The organism is Nocardioides sp. NPDC023903, assembly GCF_040639295.1.
GTDB lineage: Bacteria > Actinomycetota > Actinomycetes > Propionibacteriales > Nocardioidaceae > Nocardioides.
Map to the genome: position 1 here is coordinate 14,089 of NZ_JBEZZS010000018.1, position 18,068 is coordinate 32,156.

Below are 18,068 nucleotides of genomic sequence, written 5' to 3' on the forward strand. Positions count from 1 at the left end.
CAGAACTTTGCTGTGGCGTACGTCTCGGGCCGACGGATCAGATCGCGCAGCCGTCGGGACCGCAGGCGTCGCCCTCGCCGACAAGCGTGAGCGCCGGCTTGGTCTCGGCGTGCACCTTCTCCAGGAGTTGGCTGAACAGGTCGGTCGGCTGGGCTCCGGAGACGCCGTACTTCCCCTCGACGACGTAGAACGGCACCCCGGTCGCGCCGTAGGCGCGGGCCTGATCGATGTCGACCTGCACGTCGCCGGCGAACTCGTCGCCCGCGAGCACCTCGTCCACGCGGGCGGCGTCGAGACCGACGCTCACCGCGGCCTGCTTCAGGACGGCGTGGTCGCCCATCGACTCACCGCGGGTGACGTACGCAGCGAGCAGCTCCTCCTTGAGCACCGCCTGCTTGCCCTCGGCCTTTGCCAGGTGGAGCAGCCGGTGGGCGTCGATGGTGCGCGCGTGCGGGGTGTCCTCGTGACGGAACTCGAGACCGGCCGCGGCGGCGGGCACGTTGGCCTGCTTCATCATCTCGCGGGCCTGGTCGACGGAGGCGCCGAACTTCTTCGCCAGGGCTTCGACCGTGGTCTCGACCGGAACCTGCGGTGCGCTCGGGTCGAGCTCGAAGGAGTGGTAGACGATCTCGACGTCGTCGCTGTGCTCGAACCGCTCCAGGGCCTCCTCGAGGTGGCGCTTGCCGATGTAGCACCAGGGACAGACGACATCGGACCAGACATCAATACGCATGCCCAGAGAACGTTTCGTCCGGTACGAAACATTCCGCAGCGGACCGATCTTCCCTGAGACGGTCTCAGGGGAGATCAGGGGAAGGTCCAGGCACCCGCCAGGGATCTGCCCGACGCGCCCGGGGGTCGCCTGGCACCAGGCTCGGAGCATGATCCAGATCGATGCCCTCTCCAAGAGGTACGGCAGGTTCACGGCCGTCGACAACGTGACCTTCACCGCCGAGCCCGGCCGGGTGACCGGCTTCCTCGGCCCCAACGGCGCCGGTAAGTCCACGACCATGCGCATCCTGGTCGGACTCACCGATCCGTCCTCCGGCAGTGCCCATCTGCTGGGCCGCCACTTCTCCCAGCTGCCCAACCCCGGTCGCGAGGTCGGCGTGCTGCTGGACGCCTCCGCCCAGCACGGCGGGCGGACCGGGCGCGAGATCCTCACCCTGGCGGCCCGCACGATGGGGCTGCCGAAGTCCAGCGTCGCCGAGACCCTCGACAGGGTCAGCCTGACCGAGGAGGAGGCCGGGCGTCGCGTACGCAACTACTCCCTCGGGATGCGGCAGCGGCTCGGCATCGCGACGGCCCTGATCGGCGACCCCGAGGTGCTGATCCTCGACGAGCCGGCCAACGGCCTCGACCCGGCCGGCATCCGCTGGATGCGGGACCTGCTGCGTGGCTTCGCCGACGAAGGCGGCACCGTGCTGCTCTCCTCGCATCTGCTGCACGAGATCGAGGTGATCGCCGACGACATCCTGGTCATCGGCAACGGCCGGATCGTGGCGCAGGGCACCAAGCAGGAGCTGCTCAACAGCGGCGAGACGTACGCCCGTTCCAGTGATCCCACCTCACTCGGCCGGGCGCTCCAGCGGGCCGGCCACACCGCCGAGATCACCACCGAGGGCGCCGTCCGCAGCGACGCCGACCTCACCACCGTAGGCCACATCGCCTTCGACACCGGGCTCGTGCTGACCGAGCTCCGCGCCGCCGACGGCGCCGGCCTGGAGGAAATGTTCCTCCAGCTCACCGCCGAGACCCAGCGCGACCACCTCCAGACCCCCGAAGGGCTGGATTCATCGAAAGGGAAGGCAGCATGACCACCACGACCCTCGCCCCTGAGCCGGCCACCCCGGCCGGGCGCAACCCCGAGACGGTACGCCGCCGCGAGCGGGCCGTGCCCGCCCCGATCCCCTTCGGCCGGATCGCCGGCATCGAGCTGCGCAAGATGTTCGACACCCGCTCGGGGTTCTGGCTGATGGCCAGCCTGGTCGTGCTCTCGCTGGCCGCGACCGTGGTGACGATCATCTTCGTCGACGCCGACAACCTCGACTACGAGGGCTTCGCCAGCGCCTGGGGCATGCCGATGTCGGTGGTCCTGCCGATGATCGCGGTGCTCGCGGTCACCAGCGAGTGGAGCGCCCGCAGCGCCCTGACCACCTTCACCCTGGTGCCCGCCCGTGGCCGCGTCATCGCCGCGAAGGCGCTGGTCACCGCCGTGGTGGGCGTCGTCGCCATCGCAGTCGCAGCGGCCGTCGGTGCGCTCGGCTACCTCGGCGTGGCAGCCGTCATGGACCTCGACCCGGTGTGGAACATCTCGTTCACCGAGCTCGCCCAGGTGACCCTGGCCAGCGAGATCGGCATGTTCATGGGCTTCATGCTCGGCACGCTCTTCCGCAGCTCGCCGGGCGCGATCGTGGCGTACTTCGTCTACGCCCTCGTCCTCCCGGGCGTCTCCTCGGCGCTCGCCTCGACCAACACCTGGTGGGCCGAGAACGCCACCTGGTTCGACCTCAACTGGGCGACGATGAACCTCTACTCCGAGATGACCGACAAGACGTGGGCACAGCTCGGCGTCGCGAGCGTGATCTGGCTCGTGGTCCCGATGCTCGTCGGCCTCCGCCTCGTGCTCAGGTCCGAGGTCAAGTAACCCGCCGAGTCGGCGCAAACTGACCATAAATCCAGCCGAGTCGGCGCGTTAGAACGCGCCGACTCGGCTTGGTTTTCGGTCAGTTTGTGCCGACTCGGCACCTCAGGGGTCAGCGGGCGGCTGAGCCTTCGGTGTAGTCGTCGTCCGACTGGCTCCACGAGAAGTGGGCGCGCAGGGCCTTGCCGGTGGCCTCGATCGGGTGACCGGCCTCCTCCTCGCGCAGCTTCTGGAACTCGGCCGCACCGTTGTCCTGGTCCGCGATGAAGCGGGCGGCGAAGGAGCCGTCCTGGATCTCGGCGAGCACCTGCTGCATGGTCTCCTTGACCTGCGGGCCGATGACGCGCGGGCCGGAGACGTAGTCGCCGTACTCAGCGGTGTCGGAGATCGACCAGCGCTGCTTGGCGATGCCGCCCTCCCACATCAGGTCCACGATGAGCTTGAGCTCGTGGAGCACCTCGAAGTAGGCGATCTCCGGCTGGTAGCCGGCCTCGGTCAGCGTCTCGAACCCGGCCTGGACCAGGTGGGACACGCCGCCGCAGAGCACGGCCTGCTCGCCGAAGAGGTCGGTCTCGGTCTCCTCGGTGAAGGTCGTCTTGATGACACCGGCGCGGGTGCCACCGATGCCCTTGGCGTACGACTTCGCGAGGTCCCACGCGGAGCCGGAGGCGTCCTGCTCCACGGCGATGATGTCCGGGATGCCGCGGCCGGCGACGTACTCGCGACGGACGGTGTGGCCCGGGGCCTTCGGGGCGACCAGGATCACGTCGACGCCCTCGGGCGCCTTGATGTAGCCGAAGCGCACGTTGAAGCCGTGGCCGAAGACGAGGGTCTTGCCGGCGGTCACGTGGGGCGCGAGCTCGTCGTTGTAGAGACCACGCTGGTGCTGGTCCGGGGCGAGGATGACGATCACGTCGGCCTCGGCGGCAGCGTCGGCCGGGCTGAGGACCTTGAGGCCCTCCTCCTCGGCCTTGGGGGTCGACTTCGAACCGGGCTGCAGGCCGATGCGCACGTCCACACCGGAGTCACGCAGGTTGAGCGCGTGGGCGTGGCCCTGGCTGCCGTAGCCGATGACGGCAACCTTCTTCGCCTGGATCAGCGCGAGGTCGGCGTCGTCGTCGTAGAAAATCTCAGCCACGAGGGCTTCTCCTTTAGTTGTGTTTGATGGGGTTCAGACCGCGGAAGGCGGAGCGGGCACAGCCACGGATCGCAGGCTGCGCTCGGAGATCGACCGGGAGCCGCGGCCCATGCCGACCATGCCGGACTGGGAGAGCTCACGAATGCCGAAGGGCTCGATGACCCGGAGGAAGTCGTTGAGCTTGCCGGTGTTGCCGGCCAGCTGGACGATGACGGTGTCGGTGGACACGTCGACGACCTTGGCCCGGAAGAGCTGGATGGTGTCGAGCACCTGGCTGCGGGTCTCCGTGGTGGCGGTGATCTTGACCAGCATGAGGGCGCGCTGGACGCGCGTCTCAGGCTCGAGCTCGACGATCTTGATCACCTCGACCAGCTTGTTGAGCTGCTTGGTGACCTGCTCGAGGGGGGTGTTCTCGAGATTGACCACGACCGTCATGCGGGAGAGCTCGTCGTGCTCGGTCGGGCCCACCGCGAGCGACTCGATGTTGAAGCCGCGGCGCGAGAAGAGCGCTGCCACGCGGGCCAGGACACCGGGCTTGTTCTCGACCAGGACGCTCAGCGTGTGCTTGCCGCCGGTCTTCACGGGCTGGATGCTCATCACAGGTCGTCCTCGTCGAACTCGGGCGCGAGGTCGCGCGCGTACTGGATCTCGTCGTTGGAGGAGCCGGCGGCGACCATCGGCCACACCATGGCGTCCTTGTTGACCCGGAAGTCGACGACGACGGGCATGTCGTTGATCTCCATGGCCTTCTCGATGGTGGCGTCGACGTCGTCGGCGGAGTCGCAGGCCAGGCCGACGCAGCCCATCGCCTCGGCCAGCTTGGGGAAGTCGGGGATGCGCTTGGGCTGGCCGTGGGACTGCAGGTTGGTGTTGGAGTAGCGCTCGCCGTAGAAGAGCGTCTGCCACTGGCGCACCATGCCGAGGTTGTCGTTGTTGATGATCGCGACCTTGATCGGGATGCCCTCGATCGCGCAGGTGGCCAGCTCCTGGTTGGTCATCTGGAAGCAGCCGTCGCCGTCGATCGACCACACCGTGGAGTCCGGGCAGCCGACCTTCGCACCCATCGCGGCCGGGACGGAGTAGCCCATCGTGCCGAGGCCACCGGAGTTGATCCAGGTGTTGGGGTGCTCGTAGCCGATGAACTGCGCGGCCCACATCTGGTGCTGGCCGACGCCGGCGGTGAAGATCGTCTCCTCGCCGGAGATCTTGCCGAGCCGCTCGATGACGTACTGCGGCGAGAGGCCGTCCGCAGGGAGGTCGTAGCCGAGCGGGTACGCCTTCTTGATCCCGGCCATGAACGCGACCCAGCCCTCGTAGTCGCCCTCCTTGCCGGCCTCCTTCTCGGCGGTGAGCACCGCGATCAGGTCGGTGAGGACCTCACGCACGTCGCCCACGATCGGGACGTCGGCGTAGCGGTTCTTGCCGATCTCGGCCGGGTCGATGTCGGCGTGGATCACCTTGGCGTTGGGGGCGAAGGAGTCCAGGTTTCCGGTGACGCGGTCGTCGAAGCGGGCACCGAGGCTGATGATCAGGTCCGACTTCTGCAGGCCGGCGACGGCGGGGACGGTGCCGTGCATGCCCGGCATGCCGAGGTGCTGCGGGTGGGAGTCGGGGAAGGCGCCGCGCGCCATCAGGGTGGTCACCACCGGGATCCCGGTGAGCGTGGCCAGCTGCAGGAGCTCACGGTGGGCGCCGGAGCGGATGGTGCCGCCACCGACGTACAGGACCGGCTTCTTGGCCTCCAGCATCAGGCGCGCCGCTTCGCGGATCTGCTTGGCGTGCGGCCTGGTCACCGGGCGGTAGCCCGGCAGGTGGAGCTCGGTCGGCCACCGGTAGGTGGTGGTGGCCTGCAACGCCGACTTGGTGACGTCGACGAGGACCGGACCCGGCCTCCCGGAGGAGGCGAGGTGGAAGGCCTCAGCGACCCGCAGCGGGATCTCCGCGGGGTCGGTGATGAGGAAGCTGTGCTTGGTGACCGGCATCGTGATGCCGCGGATGTCGGCCTCCTGGAAGGCGTCGGTGCCGATCATCGCCGCGCCGACCTGGCCGGTGATGGCCACCATCGGCACGGAGTCCATGTTGGCGTCGGCAAGAGGCGTGACCAGGTTGGTCGCCCCCGGGCCGCTGGTGGCCATGCAGACCCCGACCTTGCCGGTCGCGGCGGCGTAGCCCTGGGCCGCGTGGCCGGCGCCCTGCTCATGACGTACGAGGATGTGGCGGATCTTCGAGTCCATCAGCGGGTCGTACGCCGGAAGGATCGCTCCTCCCGGAATGCCGAAGATGTTCTCGGCCCCCGCTGCTTCCAGCGACTTGATCAGGCTCTGCGCGCCTGTCATCTGCTCGCTCATGTCCGCCGTCCTACTCATCAGAGCTGTCTACTCATGGATCTCGTGGTCTGTCGCTTGTGCAACAAAAAACCCTCCGGCCCGGCGGGCAACGGAGGGAGACGCGTCGTCTGGGGCCAGTGGCTCCTAGGCGACGCGCCTGATAAGTACGAGAATGCTGTTCAGCATGCCCACACGTTAACCCCATGTGTCGCGCCGTGTCACCCAACCCTATCGTGCGTCCCATGATTTGAGATCACCGTCCCAGTATCTGTCAGTCGTTCGGCTGGGGCGGATCTCAGGGTTCTCACCGAGGCGACCGGCCCGCGGCGGTGGATACGGTGGCCGGACAAGTGGATCTCGGGTCTGACTGCCCTGTGGAGGCAACGATGTCGACCGACGAGAAGCACAGATCCGGGTGGCTCCCGCCGCGCTGGTTCATCCGCGCCGCGTGGTGGTTCCACCGCCGGCTGTACGCCGCGGGCGGAGCCCGCTTCCTGCGCCGCCCACGCGAGGGCCGGGCCGGCATGCTCCGGCTGACCACTGTCGGACGCCGCACCGGACAGGAGCGTTCGGTCATCGTGTCCTACGTCCCCGACGGGTCCGGCTACGCGACGCTCGCCATGAACGGCTGGGCCGAGCCCGCGCCGGCGTGGTGGCTCAACCTGCAGGCTCACCCCGAGGCGCGCGTGGAGACGGTCGAGGGCGGCGTCGGCCCGGTGCGTGCGCGCGAGGCCGTCGGCGCCGAGCGCGACCGGCTCTGGGTGCTGCTCACAGCCGTGGACGACGGCTGGGGCGACCTCAACGACTATGCCGCTCGGCGCTCCCACCCGACGCCGGTCGTGGTCTTGGAGCCCAGCGAGCCCGCGTAGCGGACCCAGCTCAGGCCATCCCCAGCCGCTCGCGCAGGAAGGTCCAGGCGAAGGCGGAGAGGTGGGCCGACTGGGCGTTGTTGGCGGCGCCGCCGTGGCCACCCTCGATGTTCTCGTAGTAGGTGACGTCCTTGCCGGTCGCGGCCAGGAGCGCGGCCATCTTGCGGGCGTGGCCGGGGTGGACGCGGTCATCCTTGGTGGAGGTGGTGAGCAGGACGGGCGGGTAGGTCTTGGCGCCGTCGAGCAGGTGGTAGGGCGAGAACGTCTTGATGAACTCCCACTCCTCCGGCACGTCCGGGTCGCCGTACTCGGCCATCCAGCTCGCGCCGGCGAGAAGATGCGAGTAGCGCTTCATGTCCAGCAGCGGCACCTGGATCACGACCGCGCCGAAGAGCTCGGGGTAGAGGGTGAGCATGTTGCCGGTCAGCAGCCCGCCGTTGGAGCCGCCCTGGATCCCGAGGTGGCTCGCATCGGTCACGCCGGTCTCGACGAGGTGGCGGGCGACCGCGGCGAAGTCCTCGTACGCCTTGTGCCGGTTCTCCTTCAGCGCCGCCTGGTGCCAGGCCGGGCCGTACTCCCCTCCCCCGCGGATGTTGGCGACGACGTAGACACCGCCCTCGCTGAGCCAGGACCGGCCGACGCCGGCGGAGTAGCCGGGCGTCATCGGGATCTCGAAGCCGCCGTAGCCGTAGAGCAGCGTCGGCGCCGGCCGACCGTTGCCGGCAAGGGCGGCCTCGGAACCGACGATGAAGTAGGGGATCCGGGTGCCGTCCGCCGAGGTGGCGAAGCGCTGCTCGGCGCGAAGCCCGTCGGTGTCGAACCAGGCCGGCGCCGACTTGAGCGGCTCGATCGTCTCCGCCCCGATCTCGGTCAGCCCGTACGTCGCCGGGGTCAGGTAGCCGCTGGTGACGACCCAGACCTCGTCGGACTCGACCGCGTCGACGGCGCGGGTGCCGACCGCGGCCACCGGGTCCGTCGCGGGGAAGTCGGAGCGCGTCCACTCGCCGGAGGGCGACGGGGTTAGTACATGAAGCTGGTTCTTGACGTCTTCGAACACGTTGAGGACGAGGTGGTTGCGGGTCCAGGTCGCCCCGGCGAGGGAGGTCTTCGCGGTGGGCTCGAAGAGCACGGTGAGGTCGCGCTCCCCGGCCAGGAACCGCTCCGCGTCGGTCGCGAGCAGCGACCCGGCGGCGTACGTCGTTCCGGCGACGGTCCACTCCTCGCGGAGCTCGATGACCAGCCACTCGCGGTGGAAGCCGGCCTCGGCGGAGTCGGGGATGTCGAGCTTGGTGAGGGTCTGCTCGGGGGTGCCGGGGTCGGTGGCGACGTACGTCTCGGACTTGTAGAACGCGATCGATCGGCTGACCAGGTCGCGCTCGAAGCCGGGGGTGTGGATGTGGCGGGCAGAGATGTACATGTCCTCGTCGGTGCCCTCGTAGACCACCGCCGCGTCCTTGAACGCGGTGCCGCGACGCCACAGCTTCACGATGCGCGGGTAGCCGCTCGGCGTGAGCGATCCCGGACCGAAGTCGGTGAAGACGTAGACCGCGTCAGGGCCGCACCAGGAGAGTGCGCCCTTGGCGCCGCCCTGCTCGACGGCGCGGGTGAAGCCACCGTCCTCAGGTGCTACGAACGCCTTCTCGACCAGGTCGAACTCCCTGGTCACGTCGGCGTCCGAGCCGCCCGGGGAGAGGTCGACGAGCACCTTGCGCCACGGCTCGCCGGGCTCGGGCCGGAGCATCGAGGCGCCGTGCCAGACCCAGCTCTCGCCCTCCTCCTCGGCGAGCGCGTCGAGGTCGAGCAGGATCTCCCACTCGGGATCGTCGGTGCGGTAGGAATCCGGTGTGGTGCGTCGCCAGATGCCGCGCTCGTGGTCGGCGTCGCGCCAGAAGTTGTAGAGATGCTCACCGAGGCGCGAGACCTCGGGCACCCGGTCGTCGGAGTCGAGGACCTCGAGGATCTGCGCCTCGATCTTGGCGAAGACGGGATCGGCGCCGACGCTCGCGTGAGCCTCCTCGTTGCGGGCCCGGACCCATGCCAGCGCCTCGACCCCTTCGACCTCCTCCAACCAGCCGAACGGGTCCTCCCCGGCGGGGTCGAGCGGGGTCACGATCGTCAGCTCAGAGGTCATGCGGGAAGGCTACTTCGCGGTGCGCAAGTTGCAGCCGACAGGCACACTGGCCTCATGAGTGACGCGGAGGGGTCGTCGAAGGGGTTGCCGCGGCGAGCGGCGACACGGACGGCGAAGCTGGCCGCGCTGCCGATGGGATACGCCGGGCGCAAGGCGCTCGGGCTCGGGAAGCGGATCGGGGGCAAGCCCGCCGAGGCGGTGCTGGCCGATGTCCACCAGCGTACGGCTGACCAGCTGTTCCGCACCCTGGGCGAGCTCAAGGGTGGCGCGATGAAGTTCGGGCAGATGCTCTCGGTGATGGAGGCGGCGCTGCCGGAGTCGCAGGCGGCCCACTACCGCGCCCAGCTCACCCGGCTCCAGGACTCCGCTCCCCCGATGCCGACCGGGATCGTACGCGGGCTGCTGGCCCGCGACCTCGGCACTGACTGGTCCGAGCAGCTGGTCGAGCTGTCCGAGAAACCGGCCGCCTCGGCCTCGATCGGGCAGGTCCACCGGGGCCGGTGGGCCGACGGTCGCGAGGTCGCGGTGAAGGTGCAGTACCCGGGCGCCGACGAGGCGCTACGCGCCGACCTGCGCCAGATCGGCCGGGTCGCGGCGATCGGCAACGCGGTCGTACCCGGGATGGACGTCAAGGCACTGGTCGCCGAGCTGCAGGAGCGGGTCGTCGAGGAGCTCGACTACCCGAAGGAGGCCGAGGCCCAGCACGTCTTCGCCGAGGCGTACGCGTCCCATCCGCTCATCGACGTTCCCGATGTCGTCGCCGTAGGACCCTCGGTGCTCGTCACCGAGTGGGTGGAGTCGGAGGGCTCGATCGCGAAGGTGATCGCCGAGGGCACTCCCGAGGAGCGCGACCACTACGGCGAGCTGCTCGCCCGGTTCTGGTTCTCCGCGCCCGGGCTGACCGGGATGCTGCACGCCGACCCGCACCCCGGCAACTTCCGGGTCCTTCCCGACGGTCGCATGGCCGTGCTCGACTTCGGGCTCGCCGCACGGCTCCCGGAGCGGGGCTTCCCCGAGCCGATGGGGCGGCTGATCCGGATCGCCGCGACCGGCGACGCGGACGCACTGGTCGCAGGCCTGCGCGACGTGGGCTTCATCCGCGAGGGCATCAAGGTCGAGCCGCAGCACGTGCTCGACTACCTGGCGCCGTTCGTGACGCCGGCGCTGGAGGAGCGCTTCCGGTTCACCCGGGAGTGGATGCGCGAGGAGTTCAAGCGGATCAACGATCCCAAGGATCCCGCCTACACGGTCGGCCTCAAGCTCAACCTGCCGCCGTCCTACCTGCTCATCCACCGGGTCTGGCTCGGTGGCCTCGGCGTGCTGGCACAGCTCAACGCGGAGGCGCCGTTCCGGTCGATCCTCGAGGAGCATCTGCCCGGGTTCGCGGGCTGAGGATCCTCCGCGTCAGGGCAGCACCGTCTGCCCCACCGGGCCGGGGTTGTAGGCGATCTCCCAGCGCACGCCGTCGGGATCGGCGAAGTAGCCGGTGTAGCCGCCCCAGACCCGCTCCTCGGCGGCCGAGGCCTCCCGCCCGAGCGACCGGGCGAGCTCCAGAACACCGTCGACCTCCTCGCGGGTGGCGACGTTGTGGGCGAGGGTGAACGGCGCTACGCCGTCGGCGACGGCGATCTTGCCGACCTCCTCCTCGAACTCTCCCCGGTCCCACAGCGAGAGGATGACGTGCTCGCCGACGCTGATCATGAGCACGCCGTCGGCTTCCATCTCGGGGGTCCAGCCGAGGCCGTCGACATAGAACGACCGGCTCGCCGCCACATCGGCGACGGCCAGGGTGATGAAGCTGATGCGCTGGTCCATGGCAGCAACACTGCCACGGACCAGCGGGGGCGTCAGGCCTCCAATGTCAGGCTTCCTTGGGCCGGCCCGGCTTCTCTCGCAGGACGTCACGGCGAGCCCGGTACTCGTTCTCGTCGATCTCGCCCGCTGCGTACCTCTCGGCCAGCCTCGCCTCGCCCGCGCGCCGCGGCCCTTCAGCCACCCGCTTGCGGTTGAAGAGGACGACCGCGGTGATGATCGCCGCGATCACCAGGAACCACAGGATCGGGAAGATCGGCCAGAACGCGGGCGGCCCTCCCCCGTCGTGCCATGGTCCGTTCTCGCGCCACGGGCCCCAGTTGTCGCCGGTCACGGCGAGGGTGGCCACCGTCTCGTTGATGCTCATTGCTCGTGTCCAATCTGTTGGGCTTCTCGATGCCCCCAGACTGCTGCGCTCCAGCCACCGGCACATCGGCTCAGGAGCGGAGAACAGGTACGCAATCCCGCGTAGAGTAAAGAGGTCTAGTAAGGTACGCCTTACCTAATTACAGAAAGCGGGACGAGATGTTCATCGCACGGAAGGCGGCAGTGCCCGTCGCACTGATCGCGGTCGCGGCAGGCCTGGCGGCGTGTGGATCTGACGCCGAAGACTCCTCGAAGAGCGCGGGCGAGGGCTGGAAGCCCGTCACCGTGCAGCACGCCTTCGGCGAGACCGTCATCGAGGAGAAGCCCGAGCGGGTGGCCACCGTCGACTTCGCCAACCAGGAGGTCCCGCTCGCGCTCGGCATCGTGCCCGTGGGCATGTCGAAGATGACCTGGGGCGACGACGACGGCGACGGCGTCCAGCAGTGGACCGAGGACAAGCTCAAGGAGCTCGGCGCGGAGACGCCCGTGCTGTTCGACGAGACCGACGGCTACGACTTCGAGGCCGTCGCGGGCACAGATCCCGACGTCATCCTCGCCGGCTACTCGGGCCTGACCAAGGACGACTACAAGACCCTCAGTGAGATCGCCCCGGTGGTCGCCTACCCGGACGACCCGTGGGCGACCGAGTGGCGCGACTCCATCGTCCAGAACGCCAAGGGCCTCGGCATGGAGTCCGAGGGCAAGGACCTGGTCGAGGACCTCGAGAAGACCATCGCTGACGCCGCGGCAACGCGCCCCGAGCTCGAGGGCACGACCGGCATGTTCATGACCCACGTCGACCCGGCCGACCTGAGCGAGGTCAACTTCTACAGCGCCGCGGACACCCGGTCGAAGTACCTCACCGACATCGGCATGGAGATCGCACCGAGCATCGTCAAGGCCACGGGCGACAGCGCCGACTACTCCGGCTCGATCAGCGCCGAGCGGGCCGAGGAGCTCGCTGACGTCGACGTCATCATCACCTATGGCGGCCAGGAGCTCATCGACGCGCTCGAGGGTGACCCCGTGCTCTCCCAGCTGCCGGCCGTGAAGAACAAGGCGATCGTCACCCTCGACGGCGCCGAGGCCATGGGCACCGCGGCCAACCCGACCGCGCTGTCGGTGTCGGCTCTTGCGGAGGACTATGTCGGCCTGCTGGCCGACGCAGCTGCGTACACCACCAAGTGAGATGACGACGTCTCTGACCAACCGTCAGGGCTCCGCGCCCGCCGACCCCGCCGCCCAGCTGCGGGGCACCCGGCGGACGCGGAGCCTGGCGCTGCTCGTGCTCGCCGCCGCCGTGCTGGCGGCCTCGGCCACCTCCATCATCATGGGCTCGCGCGAGGTGTCCTGGGCCGACATCTGGGCCGGGATCTCCGGCCAGGCCGAGGGATTCGCGCAGGCCGCGGTCGCCAAGCGGGTGCCACGTACGGTGCTGGCCGCCGTCGCGGGGGCCGCGCTGGCGGTGTCGGGTCTGGTGCTGCAGGGCATCACCCGCAACCCCCTGGCAGACCCCGGCATCCTGGGGGTCAACACCGGCGCCTCGCTGGCCGTCGTCAGCGGCATCGCCTGGTTCGGCCTGGTCTCCCCGATCAGCTACATCTGGGTCGCCATCCTCGGCGCAGCCCTCGCATCAGCGTTCGTGTGGACGGTCGGATCACTGGGCCGAGGCGGCGCCACGCCGCTCAAGCTCACCCTCGCCGGCGCCGCCACCGCGGCCGCGCTGTCGTCGTTCGTCACCGCCGTCGTCCTGCCGCGACCCGACATCTCGGAGAACGTGGTGTCGTGGCAGGTCGGCGGCGTCGGCGGCGCCACCGACGACAAGCTGTGGCTGGTCGCGCCGTTCCTCCTCGTCGGCGCCCTGCTGTGCCTGTGGTGCGTACGCGGCCTCAACATGCTCGGCCTCGGCGACGACCTCGCCTCCGGCCTGGGCGAGCACGTGAACCGGACCAGGCTGCTGGCGGCCGCCGGGGCCGTCACGCTCGCCGGGGCCACCACCGCGATCACCGGCCCGATCGCGTTCGTCGGGCTGGTCGTACCGCACCTCGGCCGGCTCCTGATCGGGACCGACCACCGCTGGTTGCTGCCCTTCAGCGTGATGGGCGGCGCGGTGCTGCTGCTGGTCGCTGACGTCCTCGGACGCGTCGTCGCCCCGCCGACCGAGGTGGACGTCGGGATCATCACCGCGCTCGTCGGTGCGCCGGTCCTCATCGCGGTCGTGCGCCAGTCCAAGGTGCGTGAGCTGTGAGCCTCTTTCCGTACGTCATCGGGTCGGAGCCCGCTGCCGACGCGGACCTGCGCAAGGTCGTCGCGGCGCGCCGGAGCCGTGAGCGCAGGCGTCGCCAGCTGATCGCCCTCCTGGCCTCGCTCGTGGCTGCCGCCTACCTCGGCAGCCTGATGCTGGGGTCGACCACCTACGGAATCGCCGAGGTGGCCGGGGTCGTGTTCGGCGACGACGCCGGCGGTGCCGAGTTCATCGTCGGGCGGCTGCGGTTGCCCCGAGCCACCCTCGCGCTGCTGGTGGGGATCGCCTTCGGCTTGGCAGGCGTCACCTTCCAGACCCTGCTTCGCAATCCGCTCGCGAGCCCCGACGTCATCGGCGTCACCGAGGGCGCGAGCGCGGCTGCGGCCGTCGCCATCGTGAGCTTCTCGCTCGGCGGCCTCGTCGTCTCGTGGGTAGCGGTCGTGGCGGGAGTGGGCGTCGCGCTCACCATCTACCTGCTGGCCTATCGGCGCGGCACCGCTGCCGGCACACGCTTGATCCTCATCGGCATCGGCGTGGCCGCGATGATGCAGAGCGTCATCGCCTGGCAGCTCGAGCGCGCCACCAACTTCCAGCTCGCCGAGGCGCTGCGCTGGCTCACCGGCAGCCTCAACGGAGCACTGTGGCGCGACGTCCTCGTGGTCCTCACGGCGGTCGCCGTGCTGGGCAGCGCCGTGCTACTCCAGACCCGAGCCCTCGCTGCCGCACAGCTCGGCGACGACGCGGCCTCGGCGCTCGGCGTACGCATCGAACGCACGCGGCTGCTCACGATCGTCGCCGCGGTCGGACTCGTGTGCGTAGCGACGGCTGCGTCCGGACCGATCGCGTTCCTCGCTCTCCTGTCCGGGCCCATCGCCGCGCGGGTGGTCGGCTCCCGGGCCTCTCTCCTGGTTCCGGCGGCCCTGGTCGGCGCGCTGCTCACCCTCGTCGCCGACTTCGCGGGCCAGTACGCCTTCGGGACCCGGCTGCCGGTCGGCGTCGTCACCGGCATCCTCGGCGCCCCTTATCTCCTCTACCTCATCGTCCGTGTCAACCGAGTCGGAGGCACTCTGTGACCACCAACCAGCCCGCTGACCAGCCCGACGGCCCGCCGCGCCTGGAGATCGAGAAGCTGACTCTCGGCTACGGCGACCGGGAGGTCGTGCACGATCTGGATCTCGTCATCGCCCCGGGCGAGGTGACCGCCATCGTCGGTCCGAACGCGTGCGGCAAGTCGACGCTGCTTCGCTCGATGACGCGGCTGCTGCCGCCTCGGACCGGCCGCGTGCTCCTGGACGGCAAGGAGGTTCACGCAACGCCGGCCAAGCAGCTCGCCCGTCGGATGGGCCTGCTGCCGCAGTCGCCGATCGCACCGGAGGGGATCACCGTCGGCGAGCTGGTGGGCCGCGGCCGGCACCCGCACCGGCGAGTCATGGCTCGCTGGTCGGAGGCCGACGACCGTGCCGTGACCGCCGCGCTCCGCGCCACCGACACCGTCGACCTGATGGGTCGCACCGTCGACGAGCTGTCCGGTGGGCAGCGGCAACGGGTCTGGATCGCGATGGCGCTCGCGCAGGAGACCGAGGTGCTGCTGCTCGACGAGCCCACCACCTTCCTCGACATCAGCCACCAGGTCGAGGTGCTCGACCTGCTGACCGACCTCAACCGCGATGCCGGCACCACGATCGTGATGGTGCTGCACGATCTCAACCTCGCGGCACGCTACGCCGACCATCTGATCGCGCTGCACGACGGCCGCCTGCACTCCGCGGGCCGGCCTCATGAGGTCCTGGTGCCCGAGCTCGTGCGGGACGTCTTCGGGATGCGCAGCACGATCATCCAGGACCCGGTCTCGGACAAGCCGCTCATGCTGCCGATCGGGCGCCACCACGTCGTGGCGCTGGATGCGCAGTAGGCCGCCTACGACCCGAGCCGGCTGCGCTGGTGCCCCTGCTCGTCGAAGTTCACGGGGTCGAGCCAGCGCTCGTGGCGCTCCCGAACCTTTGGCCACTCCTCGGCGGTCACCGAGAACCAGTCGGTGTCCCGGTTGCGGCCCTTCACCACCATGTGGTTGCGGAACCGGCCCTCGTAGCTGAACCCGAGCCGCTCCGCGGCCCGCCGGGACGGTTCGTTGAGCGAGTCGAGCTTCCACTCGAAGCGTCGATAGCCCAGCGTGTCGAACGCGTGCCGCATGAGCAGATGGATCACCTCGGTCGCCGCCCTGGTGCGGGCCAGCGCGGACCCGAAGAGCACGCCGCCGACCTCGATGCTCCCGTTCGCCGGGTTGATCGCGTGGTAGCCCGCGACCCCGCTCGCCCTGCCCTCCCGCTCCCCCTCCTTCGGGACGAACGCGAACGGCACGACGTCGGGCGCGTCGACGAGCCCTGCCAAGTGCATCCACAGGTCCTGCAGCGAGGTCGGCATCGCGATCGGCCGGTAGGTCCACAGGTCGGCGTCGTCGGGGCCGCAGACCGCGGCGTAGAGGTCCGAGTACTGCGTCGATGAGAGCGGCGCGACCCGGACGTAGCTTCCCTCGAGGGTCACCGGCTCGGGCCAGGGCCGCGGCTTCCAGTCCTCGACGACGCTGCCCACGGGATAGGAGAAATCGGTCACGGCGGTCATTGTCTCCGACCGCCGTGACCGTTGCTCAGGAGGCTGCGATCAGGAGGTTGCCGCGTCCACGGTGGCGAGCGAGCGCCGGGCGCTGCCGAGGGCGAGCATCCCGACCAGGCAGCCCAGGAGCAGCATCCCGGCGAGGACCATCACCGACTCCACCGCGAACCTGTCCGCGAGCGGCCCGAAGACAATCATCGAGACCGGCATCGACACCGACATGACGATCCCGTAGAACCCGAACACCCGGCCCCGCATCGAGTCCTCGACCTGCTCCTGCAGGACCGTCGCGGCGGGCACCAGCAGCGTCTGGAAGAGGATGCAGATCACCAGGCCGGCCACCGAGAACACCCAGAAGTCGTCCGAGACACCCAGCCCGATGACGAGCACCCCGACACCGACCGAGGCGGCCACCATCAGCCGCACCCGGCGCTTCACCCTGGGCCCGAAGGTGGCCATCAGCGCGCCGCCGACGACCATCCCGACGCTCCAGAACAGCTCGTTGACGCTCAGCATCCAGACCTCGTCGCCGAAGCTGCGCGTGATCATCAGCGGGGTGAGGTGCGCCGGGGCGCCGGCCATGAACATGACGACCGCCACGAGCCCCATCACCCAGCGCACGGAGGGGTTCCCCTTGACGTACCGCACCCCGGCGAGGAGGTCACCGAAGTAGCTCACGGGCTCAGTCGAGCGGACCATCCGCGCCACCGGAACAAGAAGCAGCAGGAGTACGCCGGTCACAGCCGTCACCACGTCGATGAAGAAGACCGCGACGATGCCGGTGCTCGCGTAGACCGCGGCGGCCACCGCGGGCGCGAACAGCATCATCCCCGACTGGATCGTCTGCTGGGCGCCGTTGACCCGCATCAGGTGCTCGGCCGGGACGATCTGCGGGAGCATCGCATTGACTGCCGGCCCCTGGATCCCGGCCAGCGCAGAGCGGACCGCCATCGCGACGAAGATCATCCACAGGTCGCCGACGCCGCTCAGCATCAGCAGCGCGAGCACCAAGGTCGCCACCGCGATCGCCGAATCGGCCCCGATGATCAACAGCTTGCGCGAGTGCCGGTCGGCCCATACGCCGCCGAAGACCGACACGACCGCCTGCGGCAGCATCCCGGCCGCGACGCTCAGCGTCAGCACCGCGGCCGACCCGGTCTCGACGGTGAGGTGCCACATCACCGCGTACCCGACGATCATCGACCCCAACGACGACACCGTCTGGCCGCCTAGGAAGATCAGCAGATTCCGCTTCCATCGATCCGACATCGCAACCACTCCCGCATCAGGTGGGCCGCCGTGTCGGCCCCTCACCCATGCCACGAACGGCCACGGTCCGTTTCGACAGTCGCGAAGACGGCTACTCGGATGCCGGGTCGAAGTCGAACGCCGGGAGCCCGTCGAGACTCGCGAGGTTCTTCCGGCGCCGGTACTCGGCCGACCCCTCGACCCCCTTGCGCTCGAAGTACGCCGGGAGCAGGTCGCGCTCGCCGACGTACGACATCAGCGGGACGGCGAAGCCACAGGAGTCGGAGACCCGCTCGATGTCCACGACGACGACCGCGCGGGCACCGGGCAGTTCCGTGAAGCGGCCGGCCAGGTCGGCGTACTCCTCGTCGTAGCGGGTCACGACCCGGCCACGCCCGTGGAAGCGGACGATGTTCGGCGCCCCGTCGAAGGCGCAGAACATCACCGTGATCCGGCCGTTCTCACGCAGATGCGCGATCGTCTCGCTGCCGCTCCCGGTGCCGTCGACCCACGCGAAGGTGAGCTCGTCGAGCATCCCGAAGGTGCCCGGGATCCCCCGCGGCGACAGGTTGACGTGGCCCTCCTCGGAGAGCGCTGCGGTGGCTACGAAGAAGACGACCTGACGGTCGACGAACTCCCGCAGCCGCCCCTCGACGCGGGCATGAACCTTTCCCACGC

At 69.6% G+C, this 18,068-nt stretch carries 18 protein-coding genes; 8 read left to right on the plus strand and 10 right to left on the minus strand.

Features of this window, described 5'->3' with window-relative positions; all coding sequences use genetic code 11:
* Positions 1 to 37: 37 nt before the first annotated feature.
* Positions 38 to 733 carry a DsbA family oxidoreductase gene (locus tag AB0F44_RS18480; protein WP_357357844.1) on the minus strand — a complete coding sequence of 232 codons (696 nt, stop codon included), beginning with the start codon at positions 731 to 733 and terminating at the stop codon, positions 38 to 40.
* 148 nt (positions 734 to 881) lie between these two features.
* Here AB0F44_RS18480 and AB0F44_RS18485 point away from each other — a divergent pair, with 148 nt between their 5' ends.
* Entirely contained in the window at positions 882 to 1,817 is a 936-nt protein-coding gene (locus AB0F44_RS18485; protein ID WP_357357846.1) for an ATP-binding cassette domain-containing protein, read from the plus strand.
* Entirely contained in the window at positions 1,814 to 2,647 is an 834-nt protein-coding gene (locus AB0F44_RS18490) for an ABC transporter permease (protein WP_357357848.1), read from the plus strand. The genes AB0F44_RS18485 and AB0F44_RS18490 overlap by 4 nt, the downstream gene beginning before the upstream one ends.
* 109 nt (positions 2,648 to 2,756) lie before the next feature.
* On the opposite strand, the gene ilvC is transcribed toward AB0F44_RS18490, so the two are convergent.
* From ilvC to AB0F44_RS18505, 3 genes are read right to left on the minus strand one after another with little or no spacing between them, the layout of a single operon-like run.
* Positions 2,757 to 3,782, minus strand: coding sequence for a ketol-acid reductoisomerase (ilvC, locus tag AB0F44_RS18495; RefSeq protein WP_350663851.1), 1,026 nt, complete (start codon positions 3,780 to 3,782; stop codon positions 2,757 to 2,759).
* 33 nt (positions 3,783 to 3,815) lie between these two features.
* Positions 3,816 to 4,379 (minus strand): acetolactate synthase small subunit, encoded by a 564-nt coding sequence (gene ilvN, locus AB0F44_RS18500; protein ID WP_141792540.1) that lies wholly within the window; start codon positions 4,377 to 4,379, stop codon positions 3,816 to 3,818.
* Entirely contained in the window at positions 4,379 to 6,130 is a 1,752-nt protein-coding gene (locus AB0F44_RS18505) for an acetolactate synthase large subunit (protein WP_350663853.1), read from the minus strand. Before AB0F44_RS18505 ends, ilvN begins: the two co-directional genes overlap by 1 nt.
* Positions 6,131 to 6,495: 365 nt before the next feature.
* On the opposite strand from AB0F44_RS18505, the gene AB0F44_RS18510 reads away from it, so the two are divergent.
* The gene (locus AB0F44_RS18510; RefSeq protein WP_357357851.1) at positions 6,496 to 6,978 is read left to right on the plus strand and encodes a nitroreductase/quinone reductase family protein; all 483 of its coding nucleotides are present in this window, start codon (positions 6,496 to 6,498) and stop codon (positions 6,976 to 6,978) included.
* 10 nt (positions 6,979 to 6,988) lie between these two features.
* On the opposite strand, the gene AB0F44_RS18515 is transcribed toward AB0F44_RS18510, so the two are convergent.
* Positions 6,989 to 9,109, minus strand: coding sequence for a prolyl oligopeptidase family serine peptidase (locus tag AB0F44_RS18515; protein ID WP_357357853.1), 2,121 nt, complete (start codon positions 9,107 to 9,109; stop codon positions 6,989 to 6,991).
* Between the two features lie 54 nt (positions 9,110 to 9,163).
* On the opposite strand from AB0F44_RS18515, the gene AB0F44_RS18520 reads away from it, so the two are divergent.
* Entirely contained in the window at positions 9,164 to 10,501 is a 1,338-nt protein-coding gene (locus AB0F44_RS18520) for an AarF/ABC1/UbiB kinase family protein (protein WP_357357854.1), read from the plus strand.
* A gap of 12 nt (positions 10,502 to 10,513) precedes the next feature.
* Here the strand turns inward: AB0F44_RS18520 and AB0F44_RS18525 are convergent, their stop codons facing one another.
* Both AB0F44_RS18525 and AB0F44_RS18530 read right to left on the minus strand, forming a co-directional pair.
* Entirely contained in the window at positions 10,514 to 10,924 is a 411-nt protein-coding gene (locus AB0F44_RS18525) for a VOC family protein (RefSeq protein ID WP_357357856.1), read from the minus strand.
* Between the two features lie 46 nt (positions 10,925 to 10,970).
* Positions 10,971 to 11,288, minus strand: a complete 318-nt coding sequence (locus AB0F44_RS18530; RefSeq protein WP_355021036.1) for an SHOCT domain-containing protein — start codon at positions 11,286 to 11,288, stop codon at positions 10,971 to 10,973.
* A 158-nt stretch (positions 11,289 to 11,446) separates the two neighbouring features.
* On the opposite strand from AB0F44_RS18530, the gene AB0F44_RS18535 reads away from it, so the two are divergent.
* Genes AB0F44_RS18535 through AB0F44_RS18550 form a run of 4 tightly spaced genes read left to right on the plus strand, consistent with a single transcriptional unit; the run spans position 11,447 to position 15,444 of the window.
* Entirely contained in the window at positions 11,447 to 12,475 is a 1,029-nt protein-coding gene (locus AB0F44_RS18535; RefSeq protein ID WP_357357858.1) for an iron-siderophore ABC transporter substrate-binding protein, read from the plus strand.
* A gap of 1 nt (position 12,476) precedes the next feature.
* The gene (locus tag AB0F44_RS18540) at positions 12,477 to 13,535 is read left to right on the plus strand and encodes an iron ABC transporter permease (RefSeq protein WP_357357860.1); all 1,059 of its coding nucleotides are present in this window, start codon (positions 12,477 to 12,479) and stop codon (positions 13,533 to 13,535) included.
* Entirely contained in the window at positions 13,532 to 14,605 is a 1,074-nt protein-coding gene (locus tag AB0F44_RS18545; RefSeq protein ID WP_357357862.1) for an iron chelate uptake ABC transporter family permease subunit, read from the plus strand. The genes AB0F44_RS18540 and AB0F44_RS18545 overlap by 4 nt, the downstream gene beginning before the upstream one ends.
* The gene (locus AB0F44_RS18550; RefSeq protein WP_357357864.1) at positions 14,602 to 15,444 is read left to right on the plus strand and encodes an ABC transporter ATP-binding protein; all 843 of its coding nucleotides are present in this window, start codon (positions 14,602 to 14,604) and stop codon (positions 15,442 to 15,444) included. Before AB0F44_RS18545 ends, AB0F44_RS18550 begins: the two co-directional genes overlap by 4 nt.
* 5 nt (positions 15,445 to 15,449) lie before the next feature.
* Here AB0F44_RS18550 and AB0F44_RS18555 read toward each other — a convergent pair whose 3' ends face one another.
* The 3 genes from AB0F44_RS18555 to AB0F44_RS18565 all read right to left on the minus strand — a co-directional run bounded on the left by AB0F44_RS18555 (position 15,450) and on the right by AB0F44_RS18565 (position 18,066).
* Positions 15,450 to 16,142: a GNAT family protein gene (locus tag AB0F44_RS18555; protein WP_357357865.1), complete on the minus strand. Its 693-nt coding sequence runs from the start codon at positions 16,140 to 16,142 to the stop codon at positions 15,450 to 15,452.
* A gap of 48 nt (positions 16,143 to 16,190) precedes the next feature.
* Positions 16,191 to 17,411, minus strand: coding sequence for an MFS transporter (locus tag AB0F44_RS18560; RefSeq protein ID WP_357357867.1), 1,221 nt, complete (start codon positions 17,409 to 17,411; stop codon positions 16,191 to 16,193).
* A gap of 91 nt (positions 17,412 to 17,502) precedes the next feature.
* Positions 17,503 to 18,066, minus strand: coding sequence for a pyridoxamine 5'-phosphate oxidase family protein (locus AB0F44_RS18565; protein WP_357357869.1), 564 nt, complete (start codon positions 18,064 to 18,066; stop codon positions 17,503 to 17,505).
* Positions 18,067 to 18,068 lie beyond the last annotated feature (2 nt).